This is a genomic window from Mycobacterium scrofulaceum (assembly GCF_002086735.1).
GTDB lineage: Bacteria > Actinomycetota > Actinomycetes > Mycobacteriales > Mycobacteriaceae > Mycobacterium > Mycobacterium scrofulaceum.
Genome location: NZ_MVIJ01000016.1, coordinates 17,355 through 34,334 on the forward strand (window position 1 = coordinate 17,355; position 16,980 = coordinate 34,334).

14 protein-coding genes are annotated in these 16,980 nt (G+C 70.8%); 2 read left to right on the top strand and 12 right to left on the bottom strand.

Annotated elements, in window-relative coordinates:
• Positions 1-2: 2 nt before the first annotated feature.
• The 4 genes from infB to rimP all read right to left on the bottom strand — a co-directional run bounded on the left by infB (position 3) and on the right by rimP (position 4,990).
• Positions 3-2,765 (bottom strand): translation initiation factor IF-2, encoded by a 2,763-nt coding sequence (gene infB / locus BST44_RS12590; protein WP_083177455.1) that lies wholly within the window; start codon positions 2,763-2,765, stop codon positions 3-5.
• 74 nt (positions 2,766-2,839) lie between these two features.
• Complete coding sequence (locus BST44_RS12595) at positions 2,840-3,118, bottom strand: YlxR family protein (protein WP_439330717.1); 279 nt, start codon at positions 3,116-3,118, stop codon at positions 2,840-2,842.
• Between the two features lie 191 nt (positions 3,119-3,309).
• Positions 3,310-4,365, bottom strand: a complete 1,056-nt coding sequence (nusA, locus tag BST44_RS12600; protein WP_083177457.1) for a transcription termination factor NusA — start codon at positions 4,363-4,365, stop codon at positions 3,310-3,312.
• 97 nt (positions 4,366-4,462) lie between these two features.
• Positions 4,463-4,990, bottom strand: a complete 528-nt coding sequence (gene rimP, locus BST44_RS12605) for a ribosome maturation factor RimP (protein ID WP_083177458.1) — start codon at positions 4,988-4,990, stop codon at positions 4,463-4,465.
• Positions 4,991-5,193: 203 nt separating this feature from the next.
• Between rimP and BST44_RS12610 the strand changes: the two genes are divergently transcribed.
• Both BST44_RS12610 and BST44_RS12615 read left to right on the top strand, forming a co-directional pair.
• Positions 5,194-5,730 carry a hypothetical protein gene (locus BST44_RS12610; protein ID WP_083177545.1) on the top strand — a complete coding sequence of 179 codons (537 nt, stop codon included), beginning with the start codon at positions 5,194-5,196 and terminating at the stop codon, positions 5,728-5,730.
• Positions 5,727-6,173 carry a ferritin-like domain-containing protein gene (locus tag BST44_RS12615; RefSeq protein WP_065440564.1) on the top strand — a complete coding sequence of 149 codons (447 nt, stop codon included), beginning with the start codon at positions 5,727-5,729 and terminating at the stop codon, positions 6,171-6,173. Before BST44_RS12610 ends, BST44_RS12615 begins: the two co-directional genes overlap by 4 nt.
• Before the next feature lie 19 nt (positions 6,174-6,192).
• Here the strand turns inward: BST44_RS12615 and BST44_RS12620 are convergent, their stop codons facing one another.
• The 8 genes from BST44_RS12620 to mqo form a co-directional block, all read right to left on the bottom strand.
• The gene (locus BST44_RS12620) at positions 6,193-7,941 is read right to left on the bottom strand and encodes a proline--tRNA ligase (protein WP_083177459.1); all 1,749 of its coding nucleotides are present in this window, start codon (positions 7,939-7,941) and stop codon (positions 6,193-6,195) included.
• A gap of 135 nt (positions 7,942-8,076) precedes the next feature.
• Entirely contained in the window at positions 8,077-9,669 is a 1,593-nt protein-coding gene (locus BST44_RS12625) for an MFS transporter (protein WP_083177460.1), read from the bottom strand.
• Positions 9,670-9,702: 33 nt separating this feature from the next.
• A complete protein-coding gene (cobA, locus tag BST44_RS12630) occupies positions 9,703-10,908 on the bottom strand; it encodes a uroporphyrinogen-III C-methyltransferase (RefSeq protein WP_083177461.1) in 1,206 nt (401 codons plus the stop codon).
• 182 nt (positions 10,909-11,090) lie between these two features.
• Positions 11,091-12,467 carry a cobyrinic acid a,c-diamide synthase CobB gene (locus BST44_RS12635; RefSeq protein ID WP_083177546.1) on the bottom strand — a complete coding sequence of 459 codons (1,377 nt, stop codon included), beginning with the start codon at positions 12,465-12,467 and terminating at the stop codon, positions 11,091-11,093.
• Complete coding sequence (cobO, locus tag BST44_RS12640) at positions 12,464-13,078, bottom strand: cob(I)yrinic acid a,c-diamide adenosyltransferase (RefSeq protein ID WP_083177462.1); 615 nt, start codon at positions 13,076-13,078, stop codon at positions 12,464-12,466. Before cobO ends, BST44_RS12635 begins: the two co-directional genes overlap by 4 nt.
• 15 nt (positions 13,079-13,093) lie before the next feature.
• The gene (locus tag BST44_RS12645) at positions 13,094-14,941 is read right to left on the bottom strand and encodes a magnesium chelatase subunit D family protein (protein ID WP_083177463.1); all 1,848 of its coding nucleotides are present in this window, start codon (positions 14,939-14,941) and stop codon (positions 13,094-13,096) included.
• The gene (locus BST44_RS12650; protein WP_083177464.1) at positions 14,938-15,417 is read right to left on the bottom strand and encodes a GNAT family N-acetyltransferase; all 480 of its coding nucleotides are present in this window, start codon (positions 15,415-15,417) and stop codon (positions 14,938-14,940) included. The genes BST44_RS12645 and BST44_RS12650 overlap by 4 nt, the downstream gene beginning before the upstream one ends.
• Positions 15,414-16,916, bottom strand: coding sequence for a malate dehydrogenase (quinone) (mqo, locus tag BST44_RS12655; RefSeq protein WP_083177465.1), 1,503 nt, complete (start codon positions 16,914-16,916; stop codon positions 15,414-15,416). The genes BST44_RS12650 and mqo overlap by 4 nt, the downstream gene beginning before the upstream one ends.
• Positions 16,917-16,980 lie beyond the last annotated feature (64 nt).

Here is a 16,980-nt window from a genome sequence, read left to right on the forward strand (position 1 = left end):
CATCAGGCGCGCTCCTTCTCGACGAGCTCGTAGGACTCGATGATGTCGCCTTCCTTGATGTCGGAGTAGCCCAGCGTCATACCGCACTCGAAGCCCTCGCGGACCTCGGTCACGTCGTCCTTCTCCCGTCGCAGCGAGTTGATCGTGAGGTTCTCGGTGACCACGACGTTGTCCCGCAACAGGCGGGCCTTCGCGTTGCGTCGCACCACCCCGGAGCTGATCATGCAGCCGGCGATGATGCCGACCTTCGAGGACCGGAAGATCGCGCGGATCTCGGCGCGACCCAGCTCCTTCTCCTCGTAGATCGGCTTGAGCATGCCGCGCAGGGCCTTCTCGATGTCGTCGATCGCCTGGTAGATGACCGAGTAGTAGCGAATCTCGACACCTTCGCGGTTGGCCAGCTCCGTCGCCTTCCCTTCGGCGCGCACGTTGAAGCCGATGATCACCGCGTCCGACGCCGACGCCAGGTTGACGTTGGTTTCGGTGATGCCACCGACGCCGCGGTCGATCACGCGCAGTTCCACCTCGTCGTCGACCTGGATGCCCATCAGGGCCTCCTCGAGCGCCTCGACCGTACCGGCGTTGTCGCCCTTGAGGATCAGGTTCAGCTGGCTGGTTTCCTTCAGCGCCGAGTCCAGGTCCTCCAGGCTGATCCGCTTGCGCGACCGCGCCGCCAGCGCGTTGCGCTTGCGGGCGCTGCGCCGGTCGGCGATCTGTCGGGCGATGCGGTCCTCGTCGACAACCAGGAAGTTGTCACCGGCACCGGGCACCGACGTGAAGCCGATGACCTGCACCGGCCGCGACGGCAGCGCCTCCTCGACGTCCTCGCCGTGCTCGTCGACCATGCGGCGGACGCGGCCGTAGGCATCACCGGCCACCACGGAGTCGCCGACGCGCAGCGTGCCGCGCTGAATCAGCACGGTGGCGACCGGCCCGCGACCGCGGTCCAGGTGCGCCTCGATCGCCACGCCCTGGGCCTCCATGTCGGGGTTGGCCCGCAGGTCCAGGGCGGCGTCGGCGGTCAGCAGCACCGCCTCCTCGAGTGCGGAGATGTTGGTGCCTTCCTTCGCCGAGATGTCGACGAACATCGTGTCGCCGCCGAAATCCTCTGCCACCAAACCGTATTCGGTGAGCTGGCCGCGAATCTTCGCCGGGTCGGCGCCCTCCTTGTCTATCTTGTTGACCGCGACCACGATCGGGACGTCGGCCGCCTGCGCGTGGTTGATGGCCTCCACCGTCTGCGGCATGACGCCGTCGTCGGCGGCGACCACCAGGATGGCGATGTCGGTGGCCTTGGCGCCGCGGGCACGCATGGCGGTGAACGCCTCGTGGCCCGGGGTGTCGATGAAGGTGATCGGCCGCTCGGTGCCATCGAAGTCGACGGACACCTGGTAGGCGCCGATGTGCTGGGTGATGCCGCCGGCCTCTCCCTCGCGCACGCTGGCCTTCCGGATGGTGTCCAGCAGCCGGGTTTTACCGTGATCGACGTGACCCATGACGGTCACCACCGGCGGCCGGGTCTGCAGGTCTTCCTCGCCGCCCTCGTCCTCGCCGTAGGTGAGGTCGAAGGATTCCAGCAGCTCGCGGTCCTCGTCCTCCGGGCTCACGACCTGGACGACGTAGTTCATCTCGCTGCCCAGCAGCTCCAGCGTCTCGTCGCCGACGGACTGGGTCGCCGTCACCATCTCACCGAGGTTGAACAGCGCCTGCACGAGCGAGGCCGGGTTGGCGTTGATCTTGTCGGCGAAGTCGGAGAGCGAGGCGCCGCGGGCCAACCGGATGGTCTCGCCATTGCCGTGCGGCAACCGCACGCCACCGACGACCGGCGCCTGCATGTTTTCGTACTCGGCGCGTTTTGCCCGCTTCGACTTGCGGCCGCGTCGCGGCGCACCGCCGGGACGGCCGAACGCGCCGGCGGCGCCGCCGCGCTGACCCGGGCGGCCACCGCCGCCACCGCCACCGGGGCGGCCGCGGAAGCCACCGCCACCCCCGGGCGGGGCGCCGACTCCGCCGCCACCGCCGCGGTAGTTGCCGCCGCCACCGTCACGACCGCCCGGTCCGCCGGGCCGGCCACCGCCGGGACGCGGGGCGCCGGGCCGGGCCGGGCGGCCCTGGCCTGCGGCGCCGCCGGGACGCGGCGGCATGTTGCCGGGCGACGCGCCGGGGCGCGGGGCGCCGGGCCGCGGCGCCCCGGGACGGGGCACCGGACGCGGGATCGGCCGGTCGACGGGTTGCGCGGACGAGAACGGGTTGTTGCCGACGCGCGGGGTGCGGACGCCGGGCTTGGGGGCCGGCCCGGGGCGCGGGCCCGGCGTCATGCCGGGCTGGGGCCCGGGCTGGCCGGGGGGCGGGCCGGCCGGCTGCCCCGGCGCGGGCGGCTTCGGCTGGCCGGGTGCGGGGCGGCCGGGCACCGGGCCGGGGCGCGCCGGCGCCTCGGTCGGCGCGGCGGCGGCCGGTGGCGCGGCGGGCGCCGGTGGCGCGGCTGGCGCCGTGCCGGCGGCTTCGCCGTTGCCGATGGCCTTGTCGAGCGCCTGGTCGAGCGATTTGTCCGGGCCCTTGACTGGCGCCTTGGCCTTGGCCGTGGCCTTTTCGGGGGCCGCCTTGCCGCCGCCGAAGGACTCGCGCAGTCGGCGGGCGACCGGCGCCTCCACCGTCGAGGATGCGGATTTTACGAATTCGCCCTGTTCATTCAGCCGGGCGAGGACTTCCTTGCTGGTAACACCGAGTTCCTTAGCCAACTCGTGTACGCGGGCCTTACCTGCCACTACATCTCCTGTCTGAGAGGCGACAGTCGTGGGGCCGCGCCTCGGGAATTAGCTGTAACGCATAGGAATGCGAGTCATCGGGACTTCACGGTGTGCTCATGTTCTTTGCTACCTGTTCTGTTGCCGGGCGAGTCGAGCGTTTCCACGTGCTCGACCAGCGCGGATGTGTCCGGTGGACGGTCGATGCGCAGCGCTCGGGTGAAAGCCCGCCGCCGAATCGCCTGCTGGACGCATTGCGGTACGGGATGCAACCACGCACCCCGCCCCGGCAGGCTACTCCTGGTGTCAACGACCACGGCATACTCGCCGTTCCCGTTCGACACCGCCACCACGCGAAGCAGTTCGACGGCCAACTCTCGCCTCCGGCACCCGACACACGTCCGGACTGGTCCGTCCACACGTCTGTGCACCCGTTTGGGACCGGGGGCCGGAGACTCACGCTGGATCACGGCTCAGTCTAGCGTCACTCACCCGATGGTCAGAACCGCCCGAGGGTGCCGGCCGCTCTCCCCCGCGGCGGCCACGCCCCGCCGGGTCTCCTGCGCTAGCGGTCGTGCGCCATCCCGCGGGTGGCGCCGTGTTCGGGATGGCCCTCCGAATGCCCCTCGGAGCCGCCCGGGGTGTCGCCGCGGATGTCGATGCGCCACCCGGTGAGCCGGGCGGCCAACCGCGCGTTCTGACCCTCCTTGCCGATCGCCAGCGACAGTTGGAAGTCGGGCACCACCACGCGGGCGGCCCTGGCGTTCGGGTCGATGATCGACACGGAGACCACCTTGGCGGGCGACAGCGCGTTGGCGACGAAGCGGGACGGATCCTCGTCGTAGTCGATGATGTCGATCTTCTCCCCGGAGAGCTCGCTCATCACGTTGCGGACCCGCTGCCCCATCGGGCCGATGCAGGCCCCTTTCGCGTTCAGGCCGGCGACGTTGGATTTCACCGCGATCTTCGACCGGTGGCCGGCCTCCCGCGCCACCGCCACGATTTCGACAGACCCGTCGGCGATCTCGGGGACCTCCAGGGAGAACAGCTTGCGCACCAGGTTGGGGTGCGTGCGGGACAGCGTGATCAGCGGCTCCCGCGCGCCTCGGGTCACCCCGATCACGTAGCACCGCACGCGGTTGCCGTGCTCGTAACTCTCGCCGGGCACCTGTTCGGCCGCCGGGATCACACCCTCGGAGGCTTTGGTCTCGGTGCCCATCCGGACGACGACGAGACCGCGGGCATTGGCGCGGCTGTCCCGCTGGATGACGCCCGCGACGATCTCGCCCTCGCGGGTGGAGAACTCGCCGTAGGTGCGCTCGTTCTCCGCGTCCCGGAACCGCTGCAGCATCACCTGCCGCGCGGTGGTTGCGGCGATGCGGCCGAATCCCTCGGGAGTGTCGTCCCATTCGCTGATCACGTTGCCGTCGTCATCGGTCTCACGGGCGACCACCTTGACCACACCGGTCTTGCGGTCGATCTCGATGCGCGCGTCGTTCTGATGCCCCTCGGTGTGCCGGTACGCGGTGAGCAGCGCCGACTTGATCGTCTCGAGCAGCTCGTTGACCGAGATGCCGCGATCCACCTCGATGGCATGCAACGCGGCCATGTCGATGTTCATCAGCGCCGCTCCTTTCCCCCGCCAGGGGGTGGGGATACCGCCCACTTGTAGGAGCGTGCCCCCACATCCCTGCGATATGCATCGTCGCCGGCGCGGTTCATGCTTCGGCCTCCGTCCTGTCGGCCCGGCCCGCCAGATCCAACTCCGCTTGGGCTGGCGGCGAAAACTCCACCTGGACAACGGCTTTGGCGATGTCGGTGCGCGGGATCTCGCGCAGCCGGTAGTCGCGGCCGTCCCGGACCACGAGCGCGACGACGTCGCCCCGCGTCTCGCCGACGCGACCGGTCAGCCGCGAACCATCCGAGAGGACGACCTCGACTTTGCGGCCACGGGCGCGGCGGAAGTGCTTCGCACTGGTCAGCGGGCGGTCCACCCCCGGCGAGCTCACCTCGAGCACGTACCGGTCGCCGACATCGTCCAGACCGTCCAGCAAAGCCGACGCCGAGCGCGACAACGTGGCGATGGTGTCCAGGTCGAGGGCTTTGTCGCCGTCGGCGATCACCATGATTCGCGGCGGGCGCGCCCGGGCGTCGATGACCACGTCTTCGATCTCGTATCCCGCGCGCGCGAACTCACCGCCGAGTAGCTCGATCACCTGCGTCTGCGAAGGTAGCCCGGTGGTCACGGCGAGCTCCTCATCTTGAGTTGTCCGGTCAGCTGGAGGGCGTCGCCGCCCCGTTGGCTCGCGGGCGGCTCCAGTGTCCTGGCGGAACGCAAAGGCTGCCGTTCCGCGAGAGCAGCTATCAACGATACGCCAGGAATCGCCTCTGCCGGCGGGATCGCGTCCTGGCTTCGTGCCCACCATCGCACCGATGGCAGGATGTGTTTGTGTCTAGCGCAGATCCCGTCGTCAACCGGCGGGGTGTGCTCGCCGGCGGCGCGGCCTTGGCTGCGCTCGGGGTGGTCACCTCCGCCTGCGGCGAGTCCCCGCCCAAGGCCCCGGCTGTCGAAGAGCTGCTGGGGCCGCTGGACCAGGCGCGCAAGGACAGCGCCCTGGCCGGGGCCGCCGCGGCGGCCGTCGGCAACCCGCCGCAGATCGCGGCCGCGCTGACCGTGGTCGCAAGCCAGCGCGCCGCGCACGCGCGCGCCCTGTCCACGGAGATCTCGCGGGCCGCCGGCAAGATCACCACCTCGTCGACGAGTGAGACGACGGGCCCGAGTCCGAGCCCGGCCGAGCCGGCGGGGCCACCGCCGCCTCCCCCACCGGTGTCCGACGTGATCAACGCGTTGCGCGCCTCGGCGGACAGCGCCAGCCGGCTGGTGGCGGGCGAATCGGGCTATCGTGCCGGGCTGCTCGCCTCGATCATCGCGTCCTGCACGGCGTCGTACACGGTCGCCCTGGTGCCCGGCGGCCCGTCGATATGAGTTCCGGGAAGGACGCCGACAACTCGGCGCTGTGCGACGCGCTGGCCGTCGAACACTCGACGATCTACGGCTACGGCATGGTGTCGGCGCTGTCGCCGCCCAGCGTGAACGACCTGGTCGTGGAGGCCCTGAACCAGCACCGCCAACGCCGCGACGACGTGATCGCGATGCTGACCGCCCGCAAGGTCAACGCGCCCGTCGCCGCGCCCGGCTACCAGTTGCCCATGCTGGTGGGCAGCGCCGCCGACGCCGCGCGCCTGGCCGCGCGGATGGAGAACGACGGTGCGTCGGCCTGGCGGGTGGTGATCGAGCACGCCGAGACGGCCGACGACCGCGCGTTCGCCGCGACGGCGTTGACGCAGAGCGCCGTGATGGCCGCCCGATGGAACCGCATCCTGGGCGCCTGGCCCATCACGACGAGCTTCCCGGGCGGAAACGACTAGCGCGCAGGGTTTTTGGTCGCTAACCGGCCAGGACCGCCGCGATGTCGGTGGCCAGCGACGGACCGATGGCCAGCTCGCGCGTCTGTCCGCCGAACCGGTCGCGCAACTCGACCACGCCATTGGCCCAGCCGCGCCCCACCACCAAAATCCAAGGCACGCCGAGCAACTCGGCGTCCTTGAACTTGACACCCGGCGACGCCTGGCGGTCGTCGAGCAGCACGTCGACGCCCAAGCGGTCCAGGTCGTCGGCCAGTTCGGTGGCCCCGGTGCGCGCGTCCGCGTCCTTGTTGGCGATCACCAGGTGGACGTCGAAGGGCGCCACCGACGGGGGCCAGCGCAGGCCCAGTTCGTCATGGTGCTGCTCCGCGATCACCGCCACCATGCGCGACACCCCGAGGCCGTAGGAGCCCATGGTCAGCCGGACCGGTTTGCCGTCCTCACCGAGCACGTCGGCGGCGAAGGCGTTGGTGTATTTGCGGCCGAGCTGAAAGATGTGTGCAACCTCGATGCCCCGCGCCGACACCAGCGGGCCGGCGCCGTCGGGCGACGGGTCTCCGTCGCGCACCTCGGCGGCCTCGATCGTGCCGTCGGCGGTGAAATCCCGGCCGGCCACCAAGCCGACGACGTGCCGGCCGGGCTGGTCCGCCCCGGTGATCCAACTGGTGCCGTCCACCACGCGCGGGTCGACAAGGTAGCGAACGCCGTTGTCTTGCAGCGCTTTCGGACCGATATAGCCCTTCACCAGGAAAGGGTGCTTGGCGAAGTCGGCGTCGTCGAGCATCGCGTAGTCGGCCGGCTCCAGCGCCGCGCCGAGCCGCTTGTCGTCGACCTCGCGGTCGCCCGGCAGGCCGATGGCGAGCAGCTCCCACTCCGCGCCCGGCTGGCGCACCTTCAGCAACACGTTCTTCAGCGTGTCCGCCGCGGTGACGGCGCGGCCGAGGCCGGCCGTGTTGGCCCACTCCACCAGGGTGGCGATGGTGGGGGTGTCACCGGTGTCGTGGACCACGGCCTCGGGCAGCCCCTCGATGGGCCGGGCCTCCGGCTTGGCGGTGACGACGGCCTCGACGTTGGCCGCGTAACCCGACTCCAGGCACCGCACGAAGGTGTCTTCGCCGACGGGGCTTTCGGCCAGGAACTCCTCGGAGGCGCTGCCGCCCATCGCCCCCGACACGGCGGACACGATCACATAGCGCACCTGGAGCCGATCGAAGATGCGCTGGTAGGCCTCCCGGTGCGCGTGGTAGGCCGCCTTGAGTCCCGCGTCGTCGATGTCGAAGGAGTAGGAGTCCTTCATCAGGAACTCGCGCACCCGCAGGATCCCCGCGCGCGGCCGGGCCTCGTCGCGGTATTTGTTCTGGATTTGGTAGAGCAGCACCGGAAAGTCTTTGTAGGAGCTGTATTCGCCCTTCACGGTCAGCGTGAACAGCTCTTCGTGCGTCGGCCCCAGCAGGTAGTCGTTGCCGCGGCGGTCCTTGAGCCGGAAGACGCCCTCGCCGTATTCGGTCCACCGGTTCGTCGTCTCGTACGGCGCGCGGGGCAGCAGGGCGGGAAACAGGATCTCCTGGCCGCCGATGGCGTCCATCTCCTCGCGGACGATCCGTTCGATCCTGCGCAGCACCCGCAGGCCGAGCGGCAGCCAGCTGTACAGCCCGGGCGCGACGGGCCGGATGTAGCCGGCCCGGATCAGCAGTTTGTGGCTGGGTACCTCGGCGTCGGCGGGATCATCCCGCAACGTGCGCAAGAACAGCTGGGACATCCGGGTGATCACAGCGGGCCAGCCTAACTGGTGAGTGGGTCAGCGCCGCGAGCCGAGGCTTGCACGGCCGCGCGAACTTGATATCGCCGGCGCTATCGAATCCGGCGCAACGACACTGGAGTTGGCCGCCAACGGCGACCGGCGGCGTTACAGCTCTCCGGCGTCGATCGCTTCCTTGACCTCCTGCGCGTGGGCGACCTGCGCCGGCGTGTAGCCGATCAACAGCGCCGCCCCGCCGACGACCACGGCAACCCCGGCCACCCACAGCAGGCCGTAGGTGTAGCCCTGGTCGAGCGCGTGCAGTTGGAGGTCGTTCATGATCTTCACCGGGCCGGTGGTGCCGCCCAGATACAGCGTGCGGGAGGTGATCACGGCCTGGATGACGGCCAGCACCAGCGGGCCGCCGAGGCTCTGCAGCATCAACGCGATCGCCGACACCGGACCGATCTGGTCGAAACCGACGCCGGCGATGGCCGACAGCGTCAGCGGGACGACGCAGATGCCGATGCCGATGCCGCCGACGATGATGGGTAGCACCAGGTTGGGGAAATAGGGCACCCCGCGGTGCATGAAGCCCCAGCCGTAGAGCATCGCCCAGAACAGCAGGATCCCGCCGCCGATGGTCAGCACCCGCGGCGAGAAGCGCGACACCAGCTGCGAGGAGACGCCCAGGCCGATGCCCATCGCGATGACGAACGGGATGAAGCCGACGCCCGCGCGCAGGGCGCTGTAGCCGAGGATGTCCTGCACGTACAGGCCGATGCACACCGTCAGGCTGAACATGAGCCCGCCGGCCAGGAAGATCGCCGCGAAGGTGACCAGCCGGTTGCGATCGCGGAACAGCGAGAATGGAACGACGGGGTTCTCGGCGCTGCGCTCGACGATGACGAAGGCCAGCGCGGCGGCCATCGCGACTACGCCGGAACCGATGGTGGTGATCGACACCCAGCCCTTTTCCGGCCCCATCGAGAAAGCGAAAACGGCGGCGGTGCACGCCAGCGTGGCCAGCATGGCCCCGGTGGCGTCGAGCTTCATCCGCTCCCGGTTGGTCTCGCGCAGCGCGGTGCGGGCCAGGTAGATCATCACCAGCCCGATCGGCACGTTCACCAAAAACGCCAGCCGCCAGGACACCTCGGTCAGCGCGCCGCCGACCACCAGGCCCATCACCGAGCCGATGGCCGTCATCGCGGCGAACACCGCGGTCGCGAAGTTACGCGCGGGCCCCTTGGGGAAGGTGGTCGCCACCAGCGCGAGCCCGGTCGGCGAGGCGATCGCGGACCCCACCCCCTGCGACAGCCGCGCGATGACCATGGTCGCCTCGTCCCAGGCGACCGCGCACAGCACCGAGGAGATGGTGAACAGCGCGACGCCGACGATGAACGTGCGCTTGCGCCCGATGGTGTCGCCCAGCCGCCCCCCCAACAGCATCAGCCCGCCGAAGGTGAGCACGTAGGCGGTGATCACCCAGCTGCGGCCCGCGTCGGACAAGCTGAGCTCGTTCTGGATCCTGGGCAGCGCGACGATGGCGACGGTGCTGTCCATGGTCGCCAGCAACTGCATGCCACCGATGGCGATCACGGCCGCAATGAAGCGACGGGACGGCAGCCACGCCGGGTAGTACTTGCTGATGCGGGTGGAGGCGGTCTCCGCCGGGCGCGTGGCGCGCACCGGGGCCGGACGATCGGGGCGCGCGGACGTGAAGTTCCGCACCGCGCGCTCACTGTCGTTGAGAGCCGTCATAAAGGGTTACCTTACAGTAATCTTAAGATCCGTTTAAAGCCCGAAAGCGGCGACCGGCCCGATCACGATGATCGCGGGAGGTCGGATGCCCTCGGCGCGGATCTTTTCCGGCGTGTCGGCGAGGGCGGCCCGCAAAGTCTGCTGAGACGCGGTCGTCCCATGCTGCACCACCAACACCGGCGTATCCGCAGGTCGCCCGCCCTTTATCAACGCATCGGCGAAAAGCTCGATGCGCTCGACCGCCATCAGCAAAACGATGGTGCCCGACATCGCGCCGAGCGCATTCCAATTCACTAACGATTCGGGATGACCGGGCGGCAGATGCCCGCTGACCACCACAAATTCGTGATTTATGGCGCGATGCGTGACCGGAACGCCGGCCAGGGCGGGCACCCCTATGGCACTCGTCACACCGGGTACCACCGTGACCGGGATCCCGGCGTCGACGCACGCCTGCACCTCTTCGTAACCGCGGGCGAAGACGAACGGGTCCCCACCCTTGAGGCGGACGACGAATTTCCCGGACCGGGCGCGGTCGATCATGACGTCGTTGATCGCGTCCTGCGCCATCGCGCGCCCGTAGGGAATCTTCGCGGCGTCGATGACCTCCACGTGCGGCGGCAGCTCGGCCAGCAGTTCGGGCGGCGCGAGCCGGTCGGCGACCACCACGTCGGCGTGGGCGAGCAGCCGCCGCCCGCGCACGGTGATCAGTTCGGGGTCGCCGGGCCCGCCGCCGACGAGCGCCACCCCGCCGCGCACGACGTCGGGGCTGGTCGCGCTGTCCGGGGTGATCACCCCGGTCTGCAACGCCTCGCGGATGGCCGAGCGGATGGCCGCGGAGCGGCGGTGCTCGCCGCCGGCCAGCACCCCGACCGACAATCCCGCGTAGCTGAAGGACGCCGGTGTCACCGCGGTCCCTTCCACCGCGACGTCGGCCCGGACGCAGAACAGGTGGCGGCGTTCGGCCTCGGCGACAATCGCGGCGTTCACCTGCGGGTCGTCGGTGGCCGCGATCGCGTACCAGGCCCCGTCGAGATCACCGTCGCGGTATTCGCGCAGGGACAAGGTGATTCCGTCCATCGCCTCGACGGACCTGGTGGCGCTGCGGGAGATGACGTGGACGTCCGCGCCGCTGGCGATGAGCAGCGGCAGCCGGCGCTGGGCCACTGAGCCGCCGCCGACCACGACGACCTTTTTGCCGGCCAGCCGCAGGCCGGCGAGGTAGGCGTTCTCGGTCACCGGACAAGCCTAGTGGCGACCGCGAGCGCGGCGGGACGCCGGGCGCGGCGGGTCGCCACCATCGGAACCAGTGGCGACCGCGAGCGCGGCGGGACGCCGGGCGCGGCGGGTCGCCACCATCGGAACAGTGGCGACCGCGAGCGCGGCGGGACGCCGGGCGCGGCGGGTCGCCACCATCGGAACTAGTGGCGACCGCGAGCGCGGCGGGACGCGGCGTGCGCGACGAACCGCGCGACGGAGCGCGGCGCGGCGGCCGGATGGGTGTGCAGGTACGAGGCGTGCACACCCGCGCGCACCACCCCGTCCCGCACGGGATCCGCTTCGTTGCCGCGATACACCCACGCCGGTTGGTAATTTTCGCTGAAGCTGACTGCGGTGCGGTGAAATTCGTGGCCCACCGCCCGCTGCCCGGCGGAGTACAGCGGCGAATCGGCCACGGCGACGGCGTCGCGGTAGGCCAGCGTCAGGTGCGGGGTGAACCGCGCCGAGCCGGCCAGCACCCCGCACATCGGGTGGCCGTCGAGCTCGCTGGCCAGGTAGATCAGTCCGGCGCATTCGGCGTGGATCGGCGCGCCGGCGGCGGCCAGCTCGTTGAGCTGCCGCCGCACGACGTCGTTGGCCGAGAGTTCGGCGGTGAATTGCTCGGGAAAGCCGCCGGGCAGCAGCACCGCGTCGGTGCCGTCCGGCAATTCGTCCGCCAGCGGGTCGAATTCGACCACGTCGGCGCCGGCCGCCCGGAGCAGCTCGGCATGCTCGGCGTAGGCGAAGCTGAACGCCTTCCCGGCCGCCATCGCCACGGTGGCCCGCCCGCCGGTTGTCTCGCCCACCGCCGTGGCCGGGTCCCACGCCGGGCCGGCCCGGCCGGCGGCGACAGCCGCCACCGCCGGCAGGTCGACGTGACCGGCGACCAGGTCGGTCATCGCCTCCACCGCGGCCCGCGCCCGCCGCCCGTACTCCACCGCGGTGACCAAACCCAAATATCTTGTCGGAAGCTCTAACTCGGCCCTACGCGGAATGGCGCCCAGCACCGCGACGCCCGCCTGCTCGCAGGCCTGCCGCAGCACGTGCTCGTGCCGCGCCGAACCGACCCGGTTGAGGATCACACCGCGTACCCGCGTCGCGGCATCGAACGTCGAAAAGCCGTGCAGCAGAGCCGCGATGCTCTGGCTCTGGCCGCGCACGTCGACCACCAGGATCACCGGCGCGCCCAACAGGCCGGCCACGTGGGCGGTGGAACCCTCCGCGGGTCCGGCCGCGGCGGGCCCGATCCGGCCGTCGAAGAGCCCCATCACACCCTCGATCACCGCGATGTCCGCGCCGGCGGCGCCGTGGGCGTACAGCGGGCCGACGAGGTCCTCGCCGACCAACACCGGGTCGAGGTTGCGGCCGGGGCGACCGGCGGCGAGGCCGTGATAACCGGGGTCGATGAAGTCCGGGCCGACCTTGAACGGCGCCACGGCATGGCCCGCGCGCCGCAGGGCGCCAATCAAACCCGTTGCGATGGTGGTCTTTCCGCTGCCCGACGTCGGTGCGGCGACGACCACCGCCGGGACGCTCACCACTCGATCCCCTTCTGCCCCTTGCGGCCCGCGTCCATCGGATGCTTGACCTTGGTCATCTCGGTGACGAGGTCAGCGGCGTCGATCAGCCGCTGCGGGGCGTCGCGCCCGGTGATGACCACGTGCTGGTGGCCGGGCCGGGCCGACAGCACGTCCACCACCTCATCGACGTCCACCCACCCCCATTTCAGCGGATAGGTGAACTCGTCCAGCACGTAGAAGTCGTGGCGCTGTTCGGCCAGCCGGCGCGAGATCTCCGCCCACCCGTCGGCCGCGGCCGCGGCGTGGTCGAGTTCGCTGCCAGCCTTGCGCGACCAGGACCAGCCCGCCCCCATCTTGTGCCATTCGACGGGCCCACCGATGTTGTGTTCGCGGTGCGCCCGGCCGAGTTGGGCGAAGGCGGTCTCCTCGCCCACCTTCCATTTGGCGCTCTTCACGAACTGGAACACGGCGACGGAAAACCCGACGTTCCAGGCCCGCAATGCCATTCCGAAGGCGGCCGTCGACTTGCCCTTGCCGGGCCCGGTGTGCACCGCCAGCACGGGGGTGTTGCGCCGGGCCTTGGTGCTCAGTCCGTCATCGGGGACCTGCAGTGGGCGGCCTTGTGGCATGAGCCGTTACCTTTCTCAGGCCGCGCGGCGCACGGCGCGCGTCAGGGAATCGGCGTGCAGTTGCTCGAGGCGCACGGCCGGCGCGCCGAGGTGGTGGGCCAGTCGCTCGGCCAATCCCAGCCGCACATAAGAGGTTTCGCAGTCCACGACCACCGCCGCGGCACCCTCGGCCAGCAACCGGCCGGCCGCCGCGCGGCTGCGGCCCAACGGGTCCGGTCCCGCGGTGGCCCGACCATCGGTGAGCACCACGACCAGGGCGCGGCGGGCCCGGTCGCGCGCCTTCTCCCGAACGATCAGTTCGCGCGCGGCGAGCAGGCCCTCGGCCAGCGGCGTCCTGCCGCCGGTGTCGAATCGGGCCAGTCGCCGGCCGGCGATGTGCGCCGACGACGTAGGCGGCAGCAACAGCCGCGCCTCCTGCTGACGGAAGGTGATCACCGCGACCTTGTCCCGGCGCTGATAGGCGTCGCGCAGCAGCGACAGCGTCGCGCCGCTGACCGCCGCCATCCGGTCGCGCGCAGCCATCGAACCCGAGGCGTCCACGACGAAGATGACCAGGTTGCCTTCGCGCCCCTCGCGGATCGCGCGCCGCACGTCGTCGGGTCCCGGCCGCAACGGGCCGGCGCCGGCGCGCTCGGCGGCGGACAGCAGGGTCGCGAACAGGTGCAGCCCGTGCGCGCCCGAACCCGTGTCGCCGCCGTCGGCGGCGGCGATCACGCTGCCGGTGGCGTTGCGGGCCCGCGAGCGTCGCCCCGGCGCGCCCGCGCCGACACCCGGCACCTTCAGCGCCCGGGCGCGGAAAGTCTTCGACGGGGGCGCGCTGGGCCGCGGCGGTGGCGACTTCTGGCCTACCGATGAGTCCGGTTGCTCCGCAGGGACTTCCGCGGCCTGCCCACCGCCCGGCGGGTCGGGCTCGGGCTCGGGTGCAGACTCGTGATCGTCGTTGCCGGCCTGGGCCAGCACCTCATCGAGCTGGTCGCGGTCGATGCCCGGGTCGTCGAACGGGTCGCGGCGGCGCCGATGCGGCAACGCCAGCTCGGCGGCCACCCGGACGTCCTGCTCTTCGACGGACGTGGCGCCGCGCCAGGCGGCGTGCGCCGCGGCGGTGCGGGCCACCACCAGATCGGCCCGCATCCCGTCGACGTCGAACGCCGCGCATACCGCCGCGATGCGCCGTAACTCGTTGTCCGGCAACACCACCTCGCCGACGAGCGCCCGCGCGTCGGCGATCCGCCGGGCCAGTTCGGCCTCGGCGCCGGCATAGCGCTCGACGAACGCGTCCGGGTCGGCCTCGTAGGCCATCCGCTGCCGCACCACCTGGACCCGCACGTCGACATCGCGCGACGCGTGCACGTCGACGGTCAGGCCGAACCTGTCCAGCAGCTGTGGGCGCAGCTCGCCCTCCTCCGGGTTCATCGTGCCGATCAGCACGAACCTGGCCTCGTGCGAATGCGAGATGCCGTCGCGCTCGATGTGCACCCGGCCCATCGCCGCGGCGTCCAGCAGCACGTCCACCAGGTGGTCGTGCAGCAGGTTGACCTCGTCGACGTAGAGCACGCCGCCGTGCGCGCGGGCCAGCAGACCCGGCGAGAAGGCGTGCTCGCCGTCGCGCAGCACCCGCTGCAGGTCCAGCGAACCGATCACCCGGTCTTCGGTTGCGCCGAGCGGCATTTCGACGAGTCCGCTCTCCGAGCTGCCGTTGGCGGCGGACAGCAACGCCGCCAGCCCGCGCACCGCCGTCGACTTGGCGGTGCCCTTCTCGCCACGGATCAGCGCACCGCCGATCTCGGGGCGCACCGCGCACAACAGCAGCGCCAGCCGCAGCTGGTCGTGCCCGACGATCGCGCTGAACGGATACGGCTTCACGGGAGCTCCGTCAGACCCGAGCCCGGCCGCGAAGGCTTGAGCATGGGCACGTGTGGAACGCCGTCATCGACGAAATCCTCGCCGGCACGGACGAACCCGTGCTGGGCGTACATGTCGGCCAGGTAAGTCTGCGCGTCGATCCGGCACGGGTAGTCACCCACCTCGGCCAGGGCCGCACGCAGCAGCCGGGTGGTGTGGCCCTGGCCGCGCGCGCTGCGTTTCGTACACAACCGTCCGAGCCGGAACGCCTTGCGGCCGCCGGCGTGCTCCTCCATCAGCCGCAACGTGCAGATCACCTCCCCCTGCGGCGTCTCCAGCCAGAAGTGCCGGGTCTCGGCGAGCAGGTCACGTCCGTCCAGCTCCGGATACGGGCAGGCCTGCTCCACCACGAAAACCTCCACACGCAATTTGAGCAGTTCGTAAAGGGTCTGGGCATCAAGGTCTTTGGCCCAGGACCGACGTAACGCCTCACTCATGACCGCACCCCCGAATCGGACGTCAACCCCAGCATCCTGGAACCCCAGGACCACACCTCGTCGTACAGCGCGGGCTCGCGGGACAGCTCCACCCCTAGCGACGGCACCATCTCTTCCAGCGTGGGTAGCCAGGAGCGATAGCGGCCGGCGAAGCACCGCTCCAACACGTCGAGCATGGCGGCGACGGCCGTCGACGCACCGGGCGAGCCGCCCAGCAGCCCGGCGATACTGCCGTCGGCGGCCGCGACCAGGGTGGTGCTGAAGTCCAGCACGCCGCCCTTGCGTTTGTCCCGCCGGATCACCTGCACCCGCTGGCCGGCGACGGTCAGCTCCCAGTCGGAAGCCGCCGCGCTGGGCGCGAATTCGCGCAGCGCCCGGATGCGGCCCGGCTCCGACAGCCGCAGCTGCCCGATCAGATAGCGGAGCAGCCTGAGCTGCGTGAGGCCGACGCCCAGCATGGACAGCGCGTTGTCGCGCTTCACCGAGCGGGGCAAATCGGAGAGGCGGCCGTGTTTGAGGAACTTCGGCGACCAGCCGGCGTACGGCCCGAACACCAGCCACGACTTGCCGTTGACGAACCTGAGGTCCAAGTGCAGCGCGCCGAGCGGCGGGGCGCCGGGGGCCGGGACCCCGTACACCTTGGCCCGGTGCGCGGCGGTGAGCGCCGGGTTGTCGGTGCGCAGGAACCGGCCGCCGATGGGGAATCCGGCGAAGCCCTTGACCTCGCCGATACCCGACTTCTGCAGCAACGGCAGCGCGTCCCCGCCCGCCCCGACGAAGACGAATTTGGCGTTGAGCCGGTGCTTCTCACCGGTGCGCCGATTGCGCAGCAGCAACGTCCAGCTGCCGTCCGATTGCCGGGTCAGACCGCGGACCTCGTGGCCGAACAGCGCGGTCGCGCCATCTCGCACGCAGAAGCCGATGAGCTGGCGGGACAGCGCCCCGAAGTCGACGTCGGTGCCGTGCGGCGCCCAGTTGAGCGCGGTCGGCTCGGAGAAGTCGCGTTTGGCGGCCATGAACGGCAGCCGGCGGGCGAACTCGTGCGGGTCGTCGATGAATTCGGTGCCGGCGAACAGCGGATTGCCCGCCAGGGCCCGCTGGCGCCGCCGCAGGAACTCGACGCGCTGCGCGCCGCGCACGAAGCTGACGTGCGGGAGCGGGTTGCAGAAGCCCGTGTCGGTGAGGATCCCGTGCTCGACGGCGTAGGCCCAGAACTGCCGGGTCACCTGGAACTGTTCGTTGATGCGCACCGCTTTGGTGATGTCGATCGAACCGTCGGGGCTCTGCGGGGTGTAGTTGAGCTCGCACAACGCGGAGTGTCCGGTGCCGGCGTTGTTCCAGGGGCTGCTGCTTTCCGCGGCGACCGCGTCCAGGCGTTCGACGACGGTCATGGACCAGTCGGGCTCAAGCCGCCGCAGCAACGCACCGAGCGTCGCGCTCATGATGCCCGCGCCCACCAGCACGACGTCCGCGCGTGCGGTTCGGGCTAACGATGACACGTGCTCCGTGGTCCTTCCCTCGACTACGCCGGTTCCCAGGCTATCCCGAGCCAAACGGGGCACG